Origin of the sequence: Polynucleobacter parvulilacunae (assembly GCF_018881715.1) — a bacterium.
Classification (GTDB): domain Bacteria; phylum Pseudomonadota; class Gammaproteobacteria; order Burkholderiales; family Burkholderiaceae; genus Polynucleobacter; species Polynucleobacter parvulilacunae.
Genome location: NZ_JACVPW010000002.1, coordinates 189,983 through 208,345 on the forward strand (window position 1 = coordinate 189,983; position 18,363 = coordinate 208,345).

The 18,363-nt window shown below is 43.2% G+C and carries 21 protein-coding genes and 1 tRNA gene; 5 read left to right on the forward strand and 17 right to left on the reverse strand.

The genetic code is table 11. From position 1 onward, the window contains the following. Positions 1 to 116 precede the first annotated feature (116 nt). From ICN18_RS06250 to ICN18_RS06260, 3 genes are read right to left on the reverse strand one after another with little or no spacing between them, the layout of a single operon-like run. Entirely contained in the window at positions 117 to 557 is a 441-nt protein-coding gene (locus tag ICN18_RS06250) for a tautomerase family protein (protein WP_216189658.1), read from the reverse strand. A gap of 18 nt (positions 558 to 575) precedes the next feature. Beyond that, positions 576 to 1,073, reverse strand: coding sequence for an arsenate reductase ArsC (locus ICN18_RS06255; protein WP_216189659.1), 498 nt, complete (start codon positions 1,071 to 1,073; stop codon positions 576 to 578). Between the two features lie 24 nt (positions 1,074 to 1,097). Next, positions 1,098 to 1,271, reverse strand: a complete 174-nt coding sequence (locus ICN18_RS06260) for a hypothetical protein (RefSeq protein WP_216189660.1) — start codon at positions 1,269 to 1,271, stop codon at positions 1,098 to 1,100. A 463-nt stretch (positions 1,272 to 1,734) separates the two neighbouring features. Between ICN18_RS06260 and ICN18_RS06265 the strand changes: the two genes are divergently transcribed. Further along, complete coding sequence (locus ICN18_RS06265; RefSeq protein WP_255532121.1) at positions 1,735 to 2,235, forward strand: MgtC/SapB family protein; 501 nt, start codon at positions 1,735 to 1,737, stop codon at positions 2,233 to 2,235. Between the two features lie 83 nt (positions 2,236 to 2,318). Continuing rightward, the gene (locus tag ICN18_RS06270) at positions 2,319 to 2,519 is read left to right on the forward strand and encodes a hypothetical protein (RefSeq protein WP_068323546.1); all 201 of its coding nucleotides are present in this window, start codon (positions 2,319 to 2,321) and stop codon (positions 2,517 to 2,519) included. A gap of 3 nt (positions 2,520 to 2,522) precedes the next feature. Here ICN18_RS06270 and phoR read toward each other — a convergent pair whose 3' ends face one another. The 8 genes from phoR to ICN18_RS06310 form a co-directional block, all read right to left on the reverse strand. Further along, on the reverse strand, positions 2,523 to 3,821 hold the full coding sequence (gene phoR, locus ICN18_RS06275) for a phosphate regulon sensor histidine kinase PhoR (RefSeq protein ID WP_216189661.1): 1,299 nt from the start codon (positions 3,819 to 3,821) through the stop codon (positions 2,523 to 2,525). A 65-nt stretch (positions 3,822 to 3,886) separates the two neighbouring features. After that, entirely contained in the window at positions 3,887 to 4,600 is a 714-nt protein-coding gene (gene phoB, locus ICN18_RS06280; RefSeq protein WP_216189662.1) for a phosphate regulon transcriptional regulator PhoB, read from the reverse strand. A gap of 14 nt (positions 4,601 to 4,614) precedes the next feature. Further along, positions 4,615 to 5,322, reverse strand: a complete 708-nt coding sequence (gene phoU, locus ICN18_RS06285) for a phosphate signaling complex protein PhoU (protein WP_216189663.1) — start codon at positions 5,320 to 5,322, stop codon at positions 4,615 to 4,617. 13 nt (positions 5,323 to 5,335) lie between these two features. Next, on the reverse strand, positions 5,336 to 6,172 hold the full coding sequence (pstB, locus tag ICN18_RS06290; protein WP_255532122.1) for a phosphate ABC transporter ATP-binding protein PstB: 837 nt from the start codon (positions 6,170 to 6,172) through the stop codon (positions 5,336 to 5,338). An 8-nt stretch (positions 6,173 to 6,180) separates the two neighbouring features. Continuing rightward, positions 6,181 to 7,047: a phosphate ABC transporter permease PstA gene (gene pstA, locus ICN18_RS06295; RefSeq protein WP_215320256.1), complete on the reverse strand. Its 867-nt coding sequence runs from the start codon at positions 7,045 to 7,047 to the stop codon at positions 6,181 to 6,183. Continuing rightward, positions 7,044 to 8,030 carry a phosphate ABC transporter permease subunit PstC gene (gene pstC, locus ICN18_RS06300; protein WP_216189870.1) on the reverse strand — a complete coding sequence of 329 codons (987 nt, stop codon included), beginning with the start codon at positions 8,028 to 8,030 and terminating at the stop codon, positions 7,044 to 7,046. The genes pstA and pstC overlap by 4 nt, the downstream gene beginning before the upstream one ends. Positions 8,031 to 8,103: 73 nt before the next feature. Beyond that, a complete protein-coding gene (gene pstS, locus ICN18_RS06305; RefSeq protein ID WP_216189664.1) occupies positions 8,104 to 9,126 on the reverse strand; it encodes a phosphate ABC transporter substrate-binding protein PstS in 1,023 nt (340 codons plus the stop codon). 184 nt (positions 9,127 to 9,310) lie between these two features. Next, positions 9,311 to 10,324: a CorA family divalent cation transporter gene (locus ICN18_RS06310; protein ID WP_216189665.1), complete on the reverse strand. Its 1,014-nt coding sequence runs from the start codon at positions 10,322 to 10,324 to the stop codon at positions 9,311 to 9,313. Positions 10,325 to 10,417: 93 nt separating this feature from the next. On the opposite strand from ICN18_RS06310, the gene ICN18_RS06315 reads away from it, so the two are divergent. From ICN18_RS06315 to ICN18_RS06325, 3 genes are all read left to right on the forward strand, one after another. Beyond that, positions 10,418 to 11,248 carry a hypothetical protein gene (locus tag ICN18_RS06315; protein WP_216189666.1) on the forward strand — a complete coding sequence of 277 codons (831 nt, stop codon included), beginning with the start codon at positions 10,418 to 10,420 and terminating at the stop codon, positions 11,246 to 11,248. Between the two features lie 78 nt (positions 11,249 to 11,326). Beyond that, the gene (locus ICN18_RS06320) at positions 11,327 to 11,746 is read left to right on the forward strand and encodes a hypothetical protein (RefSeq protein WP_216189667.1); all 420 of its coding nucleotides are present in this window, start codon (positions 11,327 to 11,329) and stop codon (positions 11,744 to 11,746) included. 2 nt (positions 11,747 to 11,748) lie between these two features. Beyond that, positions 11,749 to 12,723, forward strand: a complete 975-nt coding sequence (locus ICN18_RS06325; protein ID WP_216189668.1) for a hypothetical protein — start codon at positions 11,749 to 11,751, stop codon at positions 12,721 to 12,723. A 276-nt stretch (positions 12,724 to 12,999) separates the two neighbouring features. Here the strand turns inward: ICN18_RS06325 and ICN18_RS06330 are convergent, their stop codons facing one another. The 6 genes from ICN18_RS06330 to serS form a co-directional block, all read right to left on the reverse strand. Then, positions 13,000 to 14,298 carry a lipase family protein gene (locus ICN18_RS06330; protein ID WP_216189669.1) on the reverse strand — a complete coding sequence of 433 codons (1,299 nt, stop codon included), beginning with the start codon at positions 14,296 to 14,298 and terminating at the stop codon, positions 13,000 to 13,002. Positions 14,299 to 14,469: 171 nt separating this feature from the next. Then, on the reverse strand, positions 14,470 to 14,925 hold the full coding sequence (locus tag ICN18_RS06335) for a hypothetical protein (protein WP_216189670.1): 456 nt from the start codon (positions 14,923 to 14,925) through the stop codon (positions 14,470 to 14,472). A gap of 116 nt (positions 14,926 to 15,041) precedes the next feature. Next, the gene (locus ICN18_RS06340; RefSeq protein WP_216189671.1) at positions 15,042 to 16,337 is read right to left on the reverse strand and encodes an alpha/beta fold hydrolase; all 1,296 of its coding nucleotides are present in this window, start codon (positions 16,335 to 16,337) and stop codon (positions 15,042 to 15,044) included. Positions 16,338 to 16,448: 111 nt separating this feature from the next. After that, a tRNA-Ser gene (locus ICN18_RS06345) sits at positions 16,449 to 16,538 on the reverse strand. 51 nt (positions 16,539 to 16,589) lie between these two features. Then, entirely contained in the window at positions 16,590 to 16,997 is a 408-nt protein-coding gene (locus ICN18_RS06350; protein ID WP_216189672.1) for a hypothetical protein, read from the reverse strand. A 29-nt stretch (positions 16,998 to 17,026) separates the two neighbouring features. Then, positions 17,027 to 18,337: a serine--tRNA ligase gene (gene serS, locus ICN18_RS06355; RefSeq protein ID WP_216189673.1), complete on the reverse strand. Its 1,311-nt coding sequence runs from the start codon at positions 18,335 to 18,337 to the stop codon at positions 17,027 to 17,029. Positions 18,338 to 18,363 lie beyond the last annotated feature (26 nt).

An 18,363-nucleotide genomic window follows, 5' to 3' on the forward strand; every position in this document is an offset into this window, starting at 1 on the left:
TGAATGACTCTACTGACCTCAGAACGGCATATCGTGGTTTCTGCTGGGAAGACATGGGCTACCTAGGTAATGAAGATACCTAACCATATTAATGCCATTCCAGAAACGGGGCTTGTTTAAGAATTCAAATAAATCAACTTCTTTTGAATGCTTGCCGGTAGAGTTGAGAACCAGACACTGTCATCACCTACCGCAGGCAGAATTTGGCCGTATTCGATCATTTGGCCAGGGACAATTTCGTCAATATAGGCCCAGATTTGATGGCTCCCCAATTTAGTGGTGCGTTGCATCGCAATCTCCAACTCAACGAGTAGCTGCTTTTTCATCTGCTCACTTCTGCCATTGCGGATCTGCCCATTCAAAAAGATATGGGGCTCATCTAGTAGAACGCCGCCTATAAAACAGTCATGCATATCCAACGCTTTAAATACCACCTGTGCAAAATAGGCCTCTGCCCCAGTGATATCTGCATGAATTTTAGTAATCGCTTTAGCAAGCTCAAATTTTTGATGGGTTGTCAGAGACAAGCCGGCGTAATAAACGCTATAAGTTGCCATATTTAACTTCGGCCGTCTCTATGTAAATTGCTGATGAATAGAGTGCAATTCATCTTTGATTTGTAAATGACCTAACTTATCAATTGGTAGATCGATTAGTAATTCAATGCGATTACGCAAGCCCATCTCGACTTTTCTAAAAGCATCCCAGATTTCTTGCTCACTACCATCCACTGCAGCTGGATCCATAAAACCCCAATGGGCGGTAGTGGGATGACCAGGCCAATAAGGGCACTCCTCCCCCGCAGCCGAGTCACAAACAGTGATGATGAAATCCATATGGGGAGCATCCTCTCTACCAAACTCATCCCAAGTTTTACTTCTCAGCAATTCAAGCGGGTAACCCATTTCCCTTGCAAGCCTCAAGGCAATAGGATGAACGTACAAATTGGGCCTTGATCCGGCCGAATAACCTATAAAGCGGCCATGACTGAGTGTAGTTGCAAGGGCTTCACCCAGAATTGAACGTGCAGAGTTTCCTGTGCAAAGAAAGAGTATGTTGTATGGACGATCCATTGAAAATTATTTGTATTTATAGATTCAAATAATTTCATCAAGACGTAATGCATACTTTCTGTCCAATAGAAAGTGGTTGAGTTTTGAGTCCTTTAGAGGGGCGATGCTAGATTTTAATTCTTTGGACTCTATTGCAGTCTTGTCTTTAACTTCATTTCTAAATACATCAGACAAATATTTAGTGAGATTTGTATTCATGAAATTTTGCCCTCTATTAAATAAAGAATACCATCATCCTAGGCTGTATATATTTCACTTTTATTAATCGCCATGCACAAAAATACTGACAAGAAAAAACCCAGCCTAAGCTGGGCCCAAAGGAAGAACGATACAGATTTGTCTCGGTCAGGAGTTTCCTGACAAGTTAATGATAGCCGCGCTTTATTACAAATGAATGACCAAACAATAAAAATAAAATTAACTACCAAGACGATGGGAAACGTAACGATTTGCATAAGCTAAGCGTGCTTCGTACCAAGCTTGCCAAATAGCCAATAAAGTTTTCTTCATATAAATCCTTGTGGTGAAATATTAATTGGGACATTTTTATTTTGTAAAAATGCCACTGATTCAACAATTGAATTATTTACCGTCGAAGTGACAAGGTGAAGAAGCTTTTATGACCAAATGATGTTGCTGGGATACACTGAGTGGAAGATAAATGTACATCCAAGAAGGAAATGAAATGCTCGATTGGAATCTATACGGGACTATTGCCCTTCGATTGGCCCTAGCTTTATTGGTTGGGGCCATTCTTGGACTGAATCGCTGGCTGCACCATAAATCCGCTGGCATCCGCACCCATTCGTTGGTGGCCATTGGAGCAGCGACAGCTGTCATGCTCATTAGCAACTTTGTAAAAGACGATGCTCAATCAGTCAGTCGCGTTCTTCAGGGCCTCATTACAGGGCTCGGCTTTTTGGGTGCCGGCGTCATAATTCATGAGCAACGATCTCAGAGAGTTCATGGCCTCACCACAGCCGCTAGTCTCTGGGCATGCGCCCTCATTGGAGCCGCCTTTGGGGCTGGTCAATTTGCCCTTGGAGGCATCTCCTTGGGTGCAATTTTGCTCACCTTAGCCCTTGGTGGTCCATTGGAGAGGTTGGTTGCCCAGATTAAAGGCGTCAAAAGAAGCTCAGAAATTTCAGGGGATCCCGACTAAAAACCCATTAAAACCATCAAAAATAGGGTTTTGTCATATTTGTTTGATAGGATTGCCCTCATCGTCAATAACAAGATAAAGCCATGAGTGAATACAGATATGCGGATGCAGTAAAACAGCTACAGGAAAGTGGCGCGATTGGCCTGGTGGACCTAAAAAGCCTTCCTCATGAGGATCTTGTAGAGCTATTTGAGGAAATTAAAGTTTGGTGCCTTTATGCAGGTGGCAAAACCGAAAAACTTCCTAAAGAATCCAAAAAGAAGAAGAAAAAGAAGAAAGACTAGTTTCTAGGTGGCTATCCGATCCTTAGGAAGGCGGAGTATAAAAGTACTACCCTTACCCGGCGTGCTTTCAATAATGAGCTGAGCCTGATGGCGGCTTGCAATGTGCTTGACGATTGCTAAACCCAATCCTGTTCCGCCCGTATCCCGGGAGCGACTCCTGTCTACACGATAAAAACGCTCGGTTAATCGTGATAGATGTTCTGAAGCAATACCAGGGCCAGTATCTGCTACAGAAAATTCACCATACCCTTCAGCGTTCACATCCCATTTCACATTAATTGAGCCATGATCTGGCGTGTAACGAATTGCATTTGAGACCAAATTGCTGAATGCAGAAAGTATTTCTCTTTCATCACTTAATAGTGAAGCAGGATTTTGAACTTCAAAGCCCAAGCTATGCTTACCTTTAGACAATGCCTCAGCATCATTTCTTAGTAAAGCCATCAACGTTTCAGGATTGACTTTTTTACTAGCAGCAGGTAATGAGTTGGCCTCTAAATTAGCGAGCGTCAACAAATCCTCAACCAAACTTTTCATACGCTGTGCTTGAGACATCATCATCTCGAAATACTGATCACGCTGACCCTTCTCAAGCTCTAAGGTTTGGACTGTTTCTAGAAATCCCATTAGAACTGTAATGGGCGTTCTCATCTCATGAGAAACATTGGCAACGAAATCGCGTCGCATTGCGTCTGCTTTTTGCAAGTCGGTGACATTTTGAACCAGCAAAAGATGGCGCTGATTTCCGAATGGAAATAATTGCAGCATTAGACTGAGGCTGCTGTTAGGCCCCATTCTCTCTAAAAGCAAGGGTTCATCAAAATTGCGCTTATTAATGTATTGGATAAATTCAGGACGTCGAATCAGGAAGTTAATTCGCTGCATGACATCGCGCTTAAAATTCAATCCAAAAAAACGCTCGGAGATTGCATTGCACCACTCAATCTGATCGTTTTCATCCAACATCAAAATGCCATTAGGGGATGCTTGAAAGGCCTCGATAAAGCGATCGTGCTGTTGCTCGATAATCCGCATTCTTTGCTTTAATGCTTTGATCATCCGCTGCAACCTAGACAAGACCTCTTCCCAAAAGCCACTGGGTAAAGACATCGTCTCAAGTGAGTCAGTCAATATATGCTTTTGTAAACGAGCAAGATTGACGTAGGAATAAACCAAAGGAATGGATAACAAGGAAATGCTTATATAAATAGCCCATTGAGCACCCCAATTAAAGAGCGCAATAAATGAAACTATCAAGACAAGGAAAACAATGAACGCGAAACGCGATAAGGCAGAAATCATAGTGCAATCTTAGACCATCTCTGAAGCAACCATGAAATGGCTTAAAAAAGCCTAAAAAATAGGCTTTAGATTTCGGTTGGCATTTTAGTGATTCGGTAACCACTGCCCCGTACGGTCTCTATGAAACGATCGCAGTCTACGGGGCTCAAGGCGGCCCTCAAGCGCTTAATATGGACATCAACAGTGCGCTCTTCAATATAAACCTCGTTACCCCAAACATTGTCTAGCAAACTGGTACGGGAATGCACTCGCTCCGGGTTGACCATGAAATACTGCAAAAGCCTATATTCTGTCGGACCTAAAGATATTGGCTTGGGATCTGAATTGGGCCAGATCGCTAAGACTCTGTGAGAGCTAGGATCAAGCCTCAGAGGACCTAAAGTAAGAGGTCCGGTATCCTCAATTGGAGTCTGTCTACGCAGAAGAGCTTTAACTCTGGCAATGAGCTCTTTGGGTGAGAAAGGCTTGGTGACATAGTCATCAGCCCCTGAATCCAAGCCCATAACTTTGTCAGCCTCCTCGCTTTTAGCAGTCAGCATCAAAATAGGCAGGCCTCTTGTGCGCTCATTTGCCCTGAGCTCTTTAGCAAACTGAACGCCAGACTTACCAGGGAGCATCCAGTCTAAGATAATAAGACTCGGCAAATGGTCCTTCATAAGACCCAAGGCAATGTCCGTTTGCAATGCCTTTTCAACCTCATAACCTGCATGGGTCAAGTTAATTGCAATTAACTCTGCAATGGATGGCTCATCTTCAACAATTAGTATACGGTGAGTCATAGAGGTGAGCTGTTTTATTCTTTAGTGGCTTCGCGCACTAAATCTGCGTGCGGAATGTGACGAACATCAGCGCCCTTTGCAATATAAATTACAAATTCAGCAATGTTCTTGGCATGGTCACCAATACGCTCAATTGCTTTTGCAATAGTAAGCATATCCAATCCAGTACTAATCGTATGCGGATCTTCAGACATATAAGTGATGAGTTTACGAACAAAGCCTCTGAACTCTTCATCAATCTGACGGTCTTCAGCCACCACATCAGCCGCTGCAACAGTATCCAATCTGGCAAATGCATCTAAGCTACGACGCAATAAGTTAATGGCCATTTGTCCAGATAAGCGAATTTCAGCAACGTTAATATTGTGTGGTGAACCCGATTCAATTAAACGCTTAGTGCGCTTGGCAACGCGCTCTGCCTCATCACCTGCACGCTCTAAATTAGTAATTGCTTTGGACACAGCCATTACTAAGCGAAGATCTCGAGCAGTAGGTTGACGTCGAGCAATGACTTCCGTGCAAGCTAAGTCAATTTGAATCTCAAGGTCGTTTACTAGCTTTTCGTTGTCAATTACGATATTGCAGGTATCAATATCCATTTGCGTAAAAGCACGCATCGCAGTAGCAATTTGTGACTCAACCAATCCGCCCATTTCAAGCAAACGGCTTGAAAGAGAATTGAGGTCTGCGTCAAATTGTGATGATAGATGTTTATCTGGCATTTAATCTCTCCTATTAACCAAAGCGGCCGGTTATGTAGTCTTCTGTTTCTTTACGCTTTGGCTTAATAAATATTTCGTCTGTTTTACCATATTCAACCAGACTGCCCAAGTACATATAAGCAGTGTAATCGGATACGCGAGCTGCCTGTTGCATGTTGTGAGTCACAATTGCGATGGTGTACTCATGCTTAAGCTCATTAATCAACTCTTCAATTTTTCCTGTTGAAATAGGATCCAAAGCAGAGGTTGGCTCATCCAACAAAATAACAGAAGGTTTCACCGCAACACCGCGCGCGATACACAAACGCTGTTGCTGACCACCGGAGAGTGATAAGCCACTTTGATTTAATTTATCTTTAGCCTCATTCCACAAGGCGGCTTTATTAAGCGCCCACTCAACACGCTCATCCATCTCGGAGCGTGAGAGCTTTTCGTACAGACGAACACCGAAGGCAATATTTTCATAAATTGACATTGGAAATGGAGTTGGTTTTTGGAAAACCATACCGATACGTGAACGTAGCAAATTTAAGTCTTGCCCAGGTTCCAGTATGTTCTGACCATAGAAATTAATCTCGCCTTCAGCACGTTGGCCAGGATAGAGATCGTACATACGATTTAAGGTGCGTAATAAAGTAGACTTTCCACAACCTGATGGGCCAATAAAAGCAGTTACTTTGCCTTGCTCAATATCAAGGTTGATATCTTTGAGGCCCTGAAAATAACCATAATAAAAGTTCAGATTTCGCACCTCAAGCGCATTAATAACCACCTTATCTGAATGTTGTGTTGTTGTATCCACTTTACCCCCTTGACCATCAATCTTATTTAAGTCAAACATAGTTTTCATATTACTCATCATCCTTGGACCTTCTCACGAAATACCACTCGTGCCAAAATATTTAAACCGAGAACGGTAAACGTAATCAAAAGAGATCCGCCCCAAGCAAGACTTACCCAGTTGTCATATGGGCTCATCGCAAATTGGAAAATAACCACCGGTAAATTAGCCATAGGCTTATTCATATCCGTAGAGAAAAATTGATTGCTTAACGCAGTAAATAATAAAGGCGCCGTTTCGCCGCTAACTCGAGCAAGAGCCAAAAGAATACCGGTCATAATGCCGCTTTGTGCAGCGCGCAGGGTAACCATAAATGCTACTTTCCACTTAGGCGTTCCCAAAGCATAAGCCGCCTCACGCAAACTTCCAGGCACTAAGCGCAGCATATTTTCCGTAGTACGCACAACCACTGGAATTGCAATCAGAGCCAATGCAATAGTGCCCGCCCATCCTGAGAAATGCTGTACCTTAGCAACATATAAGGCATAGACAAACAGGCCAATCACGATTGATGGTGCGGACAGCATGATATCGGTAACAAAACGAGTCAAAGAGGCCACTCGACTGCGATCACCATATTCAGAAAGATAGAGACCCGCCAACACACCTACAGGCGTGCTGATAAATGTACATGATCCAACCAATAAAAGGCTACCAACAATTGCATTAGCCAATCCACCACCCTCAGTACCTGGAGCTGGTGTGCTTGCTGTAAACATATTTAGATTGATTGCAGAAAACCCTTTAATAAAAAGGATGCTTAAAATCCAGATCAAACTTGCCATTCCAATTGCCATTGCAATCATGGATAAAGTAAGACCAATTTTATTTGTCCTTTTACGACGGGCAAACACGGTCATATCAAAGTTAACATTTGAACTCATGATTTAAGTCCTTGCTTCTTTTCCATGCTGATTAGCATCCATTTAGCAAAAGCCAATACAACAAACGTAATAAAAAATAGAGCAAGTCCGAGCGCGAAGAGAGATGAGTAATGTAAACCAGCCTCTGCCTCGCCAAACTGGTTAGCTAATGTTGATGCTATTGAGCTTCCTGGCGCAAAAAGAGAAGCTGAAATACGCTGCGCATTACCAATAATGAAAGTAACAGCCATCGTCTCACCAAGCGCTCTGCCAAGACCCAACATCACGCCGCCAATTACTCCCGCTTTGGTATATGGCAAAACAATGTTTCTCACTACTTCCCAAGTAGTACAGCCAATACCATAAGCTGACTCTTTTAGAACGGGAGGCACGATTTCAAAGACATCGCGCATAACCGATGCAATAAAAGGAAGAATCATCAAGGCAAGAATTAATCCCGCACATAACATTCCAATTCCATTTGGTGGGCCAGAAAATAAAATTCCGATAAAAGGAATTTGACCAAGAGTGGCCTGAAGTGCTGGCTCAATATAGTCACCAAAGATTGGTGCAAAAATAAATAAACCAAACATGCCATAAATAATAGATGGTACTGCTGCCAACAACTCCACTGCAGTCCCAAGTGGACGCCTTAAGGGTGGAGGACAAATTTCAGTCAAGAAAAAAGCAATACCAAAACTGAGTGGTACTGCAATTAATAGCGCAATCACTGAGGAGACCAAGGTGCCATAAATAGCAATTAATCCACCAAAATCACCATTAACAATATCCCAGGCTGGTGTAATGAAAAATTGCGGTCCAAACTCTTTCAATGCAGGCCATGCATTCACAAATAAAGAGCCAATAATTCCCAAGAGCGCAAAAAGCACAGAAAGAGAGAAAAATTGAGTTACGCGGTGGAATAGAAAATCTTGAATGCGCTGAAGACGCGCAATTCTTGCGGCCACTAGCGTCGGCGCGCCCGCTGATTCCAAAGTATTCATCATTAGACTTAAGCTAAAGTTAAAAAACGACCCTGGAAGCCAGGGTCGTAATGATCAAAAATACAAAGAGGTATTACTTAGTGTCAACCTGTGACCAAACTTGTTTGCGAATGTAATCTACAGTTGCGTCAGGCATTGGAACGTAATCCAATTCTGAAGCTGCTTTTTTGCCATCTTTGAAAGAGTACTCAAAGAATTTCAACACTGCAGCAGCTTGAGATTTGTTTTCTGGCTTTTTGTAAAGCACCACAAAAGTAGCGCCGGTAATAGGCCAGGATTTTGCACCAGCAGCATATGTGATGAATGTATTCATGCCAGGAAACTTAGACCAATCTGTACCAGCGGAAGCAGCTGCAAATGCTTCTGCAGTTGGAGAGACCATTACGCCATCAGCATTGCGAACTTGTGTGTAGCTCAAATTATTCTTTTTGGCATATGCATACTCAACATAACCAATAGAATTCTTAATACGGGCTACGTTTGCAGCAACGCCTTCATTGCCTTTGCCGCTAACTGTAGAGGCTGCAGGCCACTTAACTTGAGCACCAAAACCAACTGCTTCTTTAAAGTTGCTGCTTGCCTTAGAAAGGAAGCTAGTAAAAATTGCAGTAGTACCAGAACCATCGGCACGAGTAACAACGGTAATTGGGCCTGAAGGAATCTTCATACCTGGGTTCAAGAGAGCAACACGCTTATCGCTCCAATCAGTTACGCTACCCTGGAAAATATCTGACAACAAGTCGCCTGAGAGCTTGAGCTGATTTGGGCCAACACCTTCAATGTTCACAACAACTACTACACCACCAATAATTGCAGGAAACTGAACCATGCCATGACTTTGGAGATCATCAAATGCCATTGGGGCGTCAGTAGCACCAAAATCTACTGTCTTAGCTTTAATTTGTTTAATACCACCACCGGAACCGATAGACTGATAGTTAAGGCCATCACCACTTTTAGCTTTATAAGACTCAGCCCATTTGCTGAGCACTGGATAGATGAATGAAGAGCCAGCTCCAGTCATTTCAACAGCATAAGCTGCAGGGGCCAAAGCAATAGCACCGATAACTAGTGCTTTTTTCAAAAAAGATTTCATGTGATTAGTCCTGGTATTGAAATAACGCAACATTGCGATATTAGGACGATACGTTTTCACTATGACGGTTTAATGACAAAGCGTTATTTATAATAAATATCCATAAAAAACAGCAACTTATGGTATTTATTGAGGGACTAAAATCAGGCAATATGAAAGCCTAAAAGAGGTCAAATATAGTGGATTAAATAATCCTCTTTAGCTTTAAGGAAGCAAAAACTGCTGCCCCAGTGACGGACATGAGAGCCATCACCTCATAAAAAGATCCCTTTAGCCCAGGAAGATCTTCCATATTCATACCCATGATCCCCGTTATTAAAGTCATCGGAAGAAAGATCACCGTCATTACGGACAAGACTTGCAAGTTTTTTGCATTAAATTCAGCCACATGGGCCGCCTGTTCATCTTGTAGCACCTTTGCGCGATCATAAAGACTTGAAATTTCCTGCACCAAGTAGGAGAGAAGATCCAAATCATCATTCAAGCGACTCTTATCTTCCTCGCTAAACCAATACGGCAGCCGTTTTAGCAGACGGTGCAAGGCAATTAATTCTGGGGAAAAATGCCTCCGAAGTCGACTACATTGAATACGAATTCTGCCCAGATTTTCGTGTTCTGGAAAATCTCTTCCCTTAAGAAGGTTTTCCTCTAGGTCATCCATATTCTCTGAAAGATGGGCTAAAAGTGTTCTCAATTGCTCGGCACGTAAATCCAGGAGCTCATGAAACAACTCAATGATGGAGGTGGGATTGAGCTGTCCGCCTCTCAAGTCATAGCGCAATTTGTCAGTCGTTCTAAGAGGGTTGTTGCGCAAAGAGACCATTAGCCTTGGTCTAACGATCGCCCAAAGGGTGCCTAAACTGGAGTCACCACCCTCCTCTCCAAACTCCTGCTGAAAATCATTCATGACCATCAGCAAGCAATCATCTAACTTCTCAATTCGCTCCAAGCGGCTGAGATTGACGCCTTCCTGAATCATTTCCACCACACGCTCAGGTATGAGCGGCGTATTTTCCAGCCAACGCTGAATTTGTGAGTTGGATAGATTTAAGTGCAACCAAATAGACAACTCAGGATTTTCAAGTGCGCCCGCAATTTCGAATAGAGGAATTTCATAACCACCTCCTGACGAAGGCATGGCCCAAGCAAATACCACACCCGCAACTGGAAAAGGCTTCGAAGTGATCTCTGTAGTCATGGCCGGATTGTATGGCACGTGCGTGACATCAAAATGACATGAAGTTACTCTATACAGACTCTTTAATTCTTCAGCTCGCTTGGCAATGCTCCCATGAAATGCCTATGCATACTCCTTTTGCTTTTACCTGGCATTTCATTCGCCTTTGAACCATTAAATACAGATGATGCCGGCACTGTAAAGGCCGGCGGCAATCAGATCGAGCAGTACTTTTTCTCCATTAATCGACATGGAGGAGCCCAGCAGGCAGATGTTGTGACACAGGGTGAAGAGTACACCGGTAGAACTGATGCAAAAGCCTTTCCGTTTACCTATACACGCGGACTCAGCGAAACTGTAGAGGCTTCATTCTCGATGACTTACTACAATGAGCCAAGCGGAAACTACTCCAAATTTTCAAACTATGTTTTTGCCAGCAAGTGGCGTTTCTATGAAGATGAAGAGGCTGGCTATGCACTTGCCATTAAACCCACGGTAGTATTACCCGCAGGTAAACAGCAGCAAGTTGCTGGTCTTGGCCTGGCTGCATTTAACTATGGAATGAACTTCATCGCATCCAAATATTGGGAAGCTTTAGAACTTCACCTCAATGCAATTTACATGCGTTCTCCGTATAACACCAATTACAGCGTTGGCACTACGACTGAGCTTAATAGAACTAACATCTATCTAATCTCTCTTGCACCCGTCTGGCTGGTGCGCAAAGATCTCAAAATTGCCTTGGATATAGGCGCAAGCACCAACCCACCCGCATCCGAGCAGTACCTTAGCCATTACGCATTAATTGCAGGAATCTACTCTCTCACCGAAAGCGTCGATCTTGGAGTCTCATACATGCGCACTGGCTTGAATTATGGAGCAACTTTTGCTTCCCAAACTGCAAGTGCCACTCGTAGCGAGGTCGGAATTACGTGGAGATTTTGAAATCCATGAAAGATATCCAATTGTCATAAATTCATAGGAAACTAAGCCTTCCCCATTCAGTCTGAACTGGAGCTAACAATGCATTATCAAATTATTCCTTTGGAAATGGGCTCTTTGGTGGAGCGCAATATATTCCAGCAATCAAATAAAGAAATTAAGTGCGGAATAGTCTGGAAATTGGGTTCCGTATTAACCAACATCAAACCTGCATTTATTAAATCCTACGATCCAAATATTGGCATCTGTATTGAGGATATTCCTGGCGGTGAGATTAGCAAGACTTATGGCGGAGAAAAAGTTATTTATTTTTTAGATACTGTCACGGAAGATGAGCAAGATGAATTAACGGATATCTTTTATCAAAGCAATCGAAAATACTCCAAGAGTTATGACGATGTGTTTCATGATCTAGGCTGGCAAAAAGTCAGCTCAGAATCCTATATATTTGGAGAGCTCGAGATTAAGGAATTGGATCGGTCTCCCGCCACCTATAAATGAAGATGAAATCCTTTAAAGTATTTTTATCTGCGCTACTCCTGACTTGCTCTTTTGTAGCCTGCGCTCAGTCGCTTGAGTCTTTCCAATTTATTGCCTTGGGCGATATGCCCTATAAGCTCCCAGACGATTATGTTCGCTATGAAAGATTAATTACAGAAATCAATAAAGCAAAACCAAGCTTTAGCGTCTTTGTCGGGGACACCAAATCAGGCTCAACACCCTGTAGCGATGAATATAACCAAAAGATTAAGGGCTACTTCAATCAATTTTCTGCTCCACTTATCTATAGCATTGGAGACAATGAATGGACCGATTGTCATCGCCCACTAGCGGGATCTTATGACCCTATTGAACGCTTAGACAGCCTTCGCAACACTTTCTTTAGCGCTCGGAAAAGTCTAGGCTCACAGCAAATTAATCTCACAAGACAAGCAGATGTTGATCCGCAGCACAAGAAGTTTGTTGAAAACTCGTATTGGGTAAAAAATCAATTTTTATTTGTGAATGTGCATATACCTGGATCTAACAATAACTTCGAGCGGAATGAGCAAGCAAAAGCGGAATACTTGGAACGTAATCAGGCGAATTTAGACTGGATTCAACGCGCCTTTGACCTTGCCTCAAACAAGGGGTATTTGGGAATTATTTTTTGCTACCAGGCCGATATGTTTTATACGCCGTCACAAGCAACTAATACAGATAGCGGCTATCGAGACACTTTGCACATCCTCAGCTCCAATTCGCAAGAGTTTAAAAAGCCCGTACTCTTAATTCATGGGGATAGCCATCGACTCATTCTTGATCAACCCTTAAGAACGGTTGATCAAAAGGACGTTCTAGAGAATGTTCTTCGTCTGGAATTAATGGGTGCAGACCAAGTCCAGGCAGTAATGATTGGGGTTAATCCAAAGTCTGAGCAACCTTTTAGCTTTTCGCCGATTTTACTAAGACAAAATATGGGTACTCCAAAACCCTAAAAGCTGATTAAGCGCGCTTTAGACCCTTCCAAGCAATTGGACAGTACTTTGATTTTCAGACTGTGAAATGTCATCAAAATCACATCAACCTGTCATATTTGAATTGTAAAGTTGAGTTCTACTTATGGGAGATGAGGTGTAATTCTCTCGTTTCTGGTTACGAATAGTTTGTACCAACAGCCCATAGGTAACCAAATTAGTGACTCTATTGAAATATGATGAGCTAAGAAAAAGCCACCCCGCAGGATGGCTTTTTATTTAAGAGGCCGACTATCTCTAGTTTTGAGGGCAGGCATTAGCCAATGGTTTGCCAGCAACACGATCCTTGACCCATTGGAGATACATGGGCGCTGAGACACCAGGAGTCGTAAAGTGGGTTTGCTCACCTGGCAACTGATTCCTTCCAATATTTGCACCCATCGTGCACATTTGCTTTTGATACAGCTCATGCATTACAGGAGGAACAGCAGTATCTTTTGTGCCCCAATAAATTACCACTGGTGCCACCGGTTTTACAGGCTTCACGCTGCCATCAATAAATGCCTTAATCCATGCCAAGGAATTAGTGGCTGTTGGCTTCAAGAGGGACTTATAACTATCTCCATAGGCATAGTTAAAGGTGTCAGACATAACATGTACGCATTTATTGCTCGCTAGTTTCTCAACAACTTTTGCGCCTTCATCTGTTAGCACATCGGTCAACTTTAGGTTTGGGTATGCAGCCTGCGTACCCCAAAGACCCATCACATAGTGAGCAAACAGGAAGACATTTGGGACATTGGCCTGAGTAAATCCGTTCATAAGCTTGGTCGCCCCAGCCTCATCGGTGGGCGGATTTGACAACATTACTGCAACATCGTCGGGCGCCAATGCAACAAATCCAAGGTATTGCAGATCATCAGCAGCAGTCCCTTTTTGAGCTTGATAGTCCGGTAAGCTTGCAGCTGCAATAGTAGCCCCACCGCCCTGCGACCAACCGTAAATAATGGTCTTTTTGCCGGCGCCCACTTCTTTCATCGAGCTGGCAGCTCTCGCAGAGTTAATTGCGTCTCTGCCGTTTGTTTGAGCTACTGCGTATTGATGCTTACCACCGCCACCTTGACCTTGATAGTCAGTCGCAACGATGACATAACCCTCTTTAATAAACTCTTCCACATTTGGAATGCCGTAATCTGTCCAAGAATTTCCACCCATTAAAAAATATTCATTTAATGGAGCGGTAGGATCAATAATCTGCGAAGGGCCGCAATTTTGAGCAGAACCAGTTGTGCCATGCGCCCAAGCCAAAATTGGCCTACCTTCTTTAGGAGGTGTTCCAACAGGAGAAATGATTACCCCTGTAGCAATCGTCTTGCGCTCACCAACATCTGATGAGATGTAAGCAATCTTCCAAGCTTGAGCACCCTTTATTGATGTCTTAATCTGCTCTTTTTTAATGATTTGACCCAATTTGCCATTGGGATTCATTTTCATAGCGGATTCATAAAATGGGGCTAACGGTGGTTCAGCATGTACAGCAGAAGAAAGCACCCCAAGCAAAGTACCGAACACCAAACCAACTAAAGAATTTTTCATAAGGCTCTACAAATATAGGTTTTATCAAAATTAGAATTAATGATCATCACTATACCGAATTAGTACTGGAGTGCCCAACTCTAGTACTAGCCATAAAAGAAAAACCACCCGAAGGTGGTTTTGTCCATCTTAAGACCACCAATAAGATTGGAGGAGTTTAATGCTCTTCACTTATTTCAATAGCTTGATTACTGCACCTGTTGATGGCATCCATAGTGGGCCATTCAAAGTACCAGTCATTACAGCGGTAACACCCTTACTATTTTTATAGGTTGCAACATCACTTTGTTCGCCTGGGTTAATGCCGCCACCGATGATAAAGAAAGGGCTCTCAAATTGCGTAATGTCCTTCATGCCATATAAGACGCCATTTGCCTTCAAAGTTGTAGAACCAAAACTATTGCCCATGGTCAAAGCTTGCACGGTAAATGGGTATTGCTTCCCCTGGAAAGTCACCACCCCTTTGGAAGTTGGGAGATCAGTTTCGCCGGAATACATTGTGAGGGCTTTAATCTCCAGGGTAAAAGTACCGGATTGAGTTAAGACTGGATCTACAGCATATGCACTACCCGCAAAATTACTGAGGGCGAAAATAAAGATTGCTGTTAATTTAAGAAATTTTTTCATGATTTATATGGATCGATTGATTTTAAAAACTATATCAGATGATAGTAATTTTCTAATGTCACAGGCATATTCCTCTAAGCCAACCAACGTTGGCTTTTTTATGCCAAAACTCGGATCTAGTTTTGAGGGCATGCATTTACCAACGGCTTTCCAGCAATACGATCCTTCACCCATGCCAAATAGAATGGCTTAGATGTTCCCGGGGTCGTGAAATGAGATTGCTCTCCTGGCAACTGCATTCTTCCAACATTGCCACCCAATTTGCATGCTTGCTCTTGATAGAGCTTATGCATCATTGGTGGAACTGCCGTGTCCTTGGAGCCAAAGTAAATCTGAATTGGGGCAATTGGTTTTGCAACAGGCACCCCACCCTTTAGCATCGCCTCAGCCCAAGCAAGAGTGTTAACTGGTTTTTGCTTTAATAAATTTGCGTAGCTAACTCCATAGTTAAAGTTAAATGTATCGCTAGCTGCATGCATACATTTATTGCTGTAAATATCATTAACGACTTTTACACCTTCATCAGTAAAAATGTCTGATAACTTCAGATTAGGGAATGCAGCCTGAGTCCCCCAATAAAACATCGTTGCATGGGTGAAGTTAAAGACGTTATCCAAAAACATTTTTTGGGAGTCTTGGAAGTATTTATCAGCAGTTGCTTGATCACGTTTACCTGCTGGTGCAAGAATAGAAATATCTTGAGGTGCTAAGGCAACAAAACCAACGATATCAAGATTGTCAGAAGCTGTGCCAGTTTGCTTAACGTATTCAGGCATTCCAGCCAAAGCAATCGCAGCGCCACCGCCTTGAGACCAGCCATATACCAATGTCTTTTTATTGGCGCTTGCTTCTTTCATAGAACCAACGGCACGAGCTGCATTGATGGTATCCATCGCATTAGTAGCTGCAACACTGTATTGATGTCTGCCGCCACTACCCAAGCCTTGGTAATCGGTCGCCACTACAGCATAACCTTCTTTAATAAATTCTTCTATAGCGGGGATGCCATAGTCAGTCCAGGAATTTCCACCAACCAAGAAATACTCATTCAGGGGAACTACTGGATCAATCACTTGTGATGGGCCACAGTTTTGTGCGGCACCTGTTGTGCCATGTGCCCACGTCATGATGGGGCGACCTCCCGCTGGAGCCTGCCCTACTGGCACAACAACCAATCCGGTTGAAATCGTTTTACGACCTGAAATGTCAGAAGAGATATATGCAATTTTCCAAGCCTGCGCACCCTTAACGGAAGTCTCGATCTTTTCCTGCTTGATGACTTGACCCAATTTACCCTCTGGGGACATTTTCATGACTGAGGCATAAAATGCTTGCATTGGTGGATCAGCAAAAACCGTGGCTGAGAAAGCAGAGATACCAACCAAAAATAGGTTGCGCAATAATCCCCTCATAACAACTCCCCTTTTATATATAAAACCACCGAAAATCTCAGAAAATAATACACCGGCCAATAAGCCAAAATAAAAGCCAACCCGAAGGATGGCTTAAACAAATGAATAACTTGGCGGAGAGGGAGGGATTCGAACCCTCGGTAGGTTTGACCCTACGCCTGATTTCGAGTCAGGTACATTCGACCACTCTGCCACCTCTCCGTTACTTACAGGATAAAACTTAAACGGGAATCCCGCTTTAACTCCTACTATCTATTGCTCGCACACGCCTGTCATTAGGAGTGCACCAGAGAAGAATCCAAAAGGATACTTACCGTCTTTTGCAAACCCTTCGATGCTGAGATAGTCCACAAAGGCGCCATCCTTGCCTGCAGCCTTTTGTGTCCAAATGACTTTATAAGAATTGCTCTTGCTTCCAGATGCAATTACCTTGGGCTTTCCTAAAGAATCCATTACATCGCCAACAACCTCGCCCGTTTTCTTGACCACTGCAAATTCTTGACCAACTCTGGGGCTATCTTTAACGATGTCTAACTCACCATTGCTTTTGATATAGGCATCACTCAAAACCTCACAGCGATAGGTTGTTTCTGTAGCAAAAACACCTGAAGAAAAAAATGCTGTGCATATGAGGAGCGTAATTAATGATCGCTTATTCATTTGAGTGAGCTCTTTAAATCTGGTCAGAGTTAGATTGGTTTGAGCACTTCTAAGCCACCCAAGTAGGGCTGTAGCGCTTTAGGAATCGCAATACTGCCATCTACTTGTTGTTTGTTCTCAAGCAAGGCAACTAATGCTCTACCGACAGCCAGACCAGAACCATTTAAGGTATGAACTAGTTCAGGCTTGCCCTGGCCCGCTTTAAATCTGGCTTGCATGCGTCTTGCTTGAAAATCACCCATGCTGGAGCATGAGCTAATTTCTCTATAAGCATTTTGTGATGGTACCCAAACCTCTAAATCATAAGTCTTAGTACTACCAAAGCCCATATCGCCAGTGCAGAGCAATACTTTTCTATAAGGAAGTTCTAAAAGCTCTAGGATTCTTTCCGCATGACCTGTTAAATCTTCAAGGGCTTGCATTGAATCTTCCGGCTTAGTGATCTGCACCAACTCTACTTTGTCAAACTGATGCTGACGAATCATGCCGCGCACATCACGACCATAACTGCCTGCTTCTGAGCGGAAACATGGCGTGTGAGCCACAAACTTCATTGGCAAGTTATCGGCGTTAACGATCTCGTCACGCACTAAATTCGTTACAGGCACTTCTGCTGTTGGGATAAGGTAGAAATTTTCAGTTTTCGCTTCGCCACCTTCATCCTCGCCACCCATTTGACGTGGAACTTTGAACAAGTCCTCTTCAAACTTAGGTAACTGCCCAGTACCACGCATAGATGCAGCGTTCACTATATAAGGGGCATAGACTTCTTGGTATTCATGCTTGGTGGCATGGGTGTCAATCATGAACTGCGCCAAGGCGCGGTGTAATCTGGCGATAGGTCCTTTGAGCACTACAAAGCGGGAACCACTAATCTTGGCTGCGACTTCAAAGTCCAATCCCAGTGGACCACCAAGGTCAACGTGATCTTTGATCTCAAAATCAAAAATAGGCTGCTCACCCCAACGCTTTACTTCTTTGTTTTCTGTTTCATCCTTACCAATGGGTACGGACTCATCTGGAAGATTAGGAATGCCCATTAAGAAATCAGCAATCTCAGCTTGAAGCGTGCTTAATCTAGCTGCACCAGATTCCATATCGGTATTGACTTGTGCAACCTCAGCCATCTCGGCAGCAGCATCCTCGCCCTTACCTTTTTTCATGCCAATCGCTTTAGACAATTGGTTGCGCTTAGCTTGCAATTCTTCAGTACGGGTTTGTAATGATTTACGTTCGGATTCCAGTGCGTTGAATTTCTCAACATCCAATTGGAATTTACGAGTGGCTAAACGCGCAGCAACTGCAGCGATATCTTTACGGAGTAATTGCGGATCAATCATATGTTGCTCTGGTTTGGTTTGTTCTG

Coding starts and splice junctions, on each gene's coding strand:
- serS (WP_216189673.1), bottom strand. CDS start 18,337: ATGATTGATCCGCAATTACTCCGTAAAGATATCGCTGCAGTTGCTGCG.
- ICN18_RS06250 (WP_216189658.1), bottom strand. CDS start 557: ATGGCAACTTATAGCGTTTATTACGCCGGCTTGTCTCTGACAACCCAT.
- pstS (WP_216189664.1), bottom strand. CDS start 9,126: ATGAAATCTTTTTTGAAAAAAGCACTAGTTATCGGTGCTATTGCTTTG.
- pstC (WP_216189870.1), bottom strand. CDS start 8,030: ATGAATACTTTGGAATCAGCGGGCGCGCCGACGCTAGTGGCCGCAAGA.
- phoR (WP_216189661.1), bottom strand. CDS start 3,821: ATGATTTCTGCCTTATCGCGTTTCGCGTTCATTGTTTTCCTTGTCTTG.
- phoB (WP_216189662.1), bottom strand. CDS start 4,600: ATGACTCACCGTATACTAATTGTTGAAGATGAGCCATCCATTGCAGAG.
- ICN18_RS06315 (WP_216189666.1), top strand. CDS start 10,418: ATGAAATGCCTATGCATACTCCTTTTGCTTTTACCTGGCATTTCATTC.
- ICN18_RS06265 (WP_255532121.1), top strand. CDS start 1,735: ATGTACATCCAAGAAGGAAATGAAATGCTCGATTGGAATCTATACGGG.
- ICN18_RS06350 (WP_216189672.1), bottom strand. CDS start 16,997: ATGAATAAGCGATCATTAATTACGCTCCTCATATGCACAGCATTTTTT.
- ICN18_RS06310 (WP_216189665.1), bottom strand. CDS start 10,324: ATGACTACAGAGATCACTTCGAAGCCTTTTCCAGTTGCGGGTGTGGTA.
- ICN18_RS06260 (WP_216189660.1), bottom strand. CDS start 1,271: ATGAATACAAATCTCACTAAATATTTGTCTGATGTATTTAGAAATGAA.
- ICN18_RS06320 (WP_216189667.1), top strand. CDS start 11,327: ATGCATTATCAAATTATTCCTTTGGAAATGGGCTCTTTGGTGGAGCGC.
- pstA (WP_215320256.1), bottom strand. CDS start 7,047: ATGAGTTCAAATGTTAACTTTGATATGACCGTGTTTGCCCGTCGTAAA.
- ICN18_RS06255 (WP_216189659.1), bottom strand. CDS start 1,073: ATGGATCGTCCATACAACATACTCTTTCTTTGCACAGGAAACTCTGCA.
- ICN18_RS06330 (WP_216189669.1), bottom strand. CDS start 14,298: ATGAAAAATTCTTTAGTTGGTTTGGTGTTCGGTACTTTGCTTGGGGTG.
- ICN18_RS06335 (WP_216189670.1), bottom strand. CDS start 14,925: ATGAAAAAATTTCTTAAATTAACAGCAATCTTTATTTTCGCCCTCAGT.
- ICN18_RS06325 (WP_216189668.1), top strand. CDS start 11,749: ATGAAATCCTTTAAAGTATTTTTATCTGCGCTACTCCTGACTTGCTCT.
- phoU (WP_216189663.1), bottom strand. CDS start 5,322: ATGCCAGATAAACATCTATCATCACAATTTGACGCAGACCTCAATTCT.
- ICN18_RS06270 (WP_068323546.1), top strand. CDS start 2,319: ATGAGTGAATACAGATATGCGGATGCAGTAAAACAGCTACAGGAAAGT.
- pstB (WP_255532122.1), bottom strand. CDS start 6,172: ATGAAAACTATGTTTGACTTAAATAAGATTGATGGTCAAGGGGGTAAA.
- ICN18_RS06340 (WP_216189671.1), bottom strand. CDS start 16,337: ATGAGGGGATTATTGCGCAACCTATTTTTGGTTGGTATCTCTGCTTTC.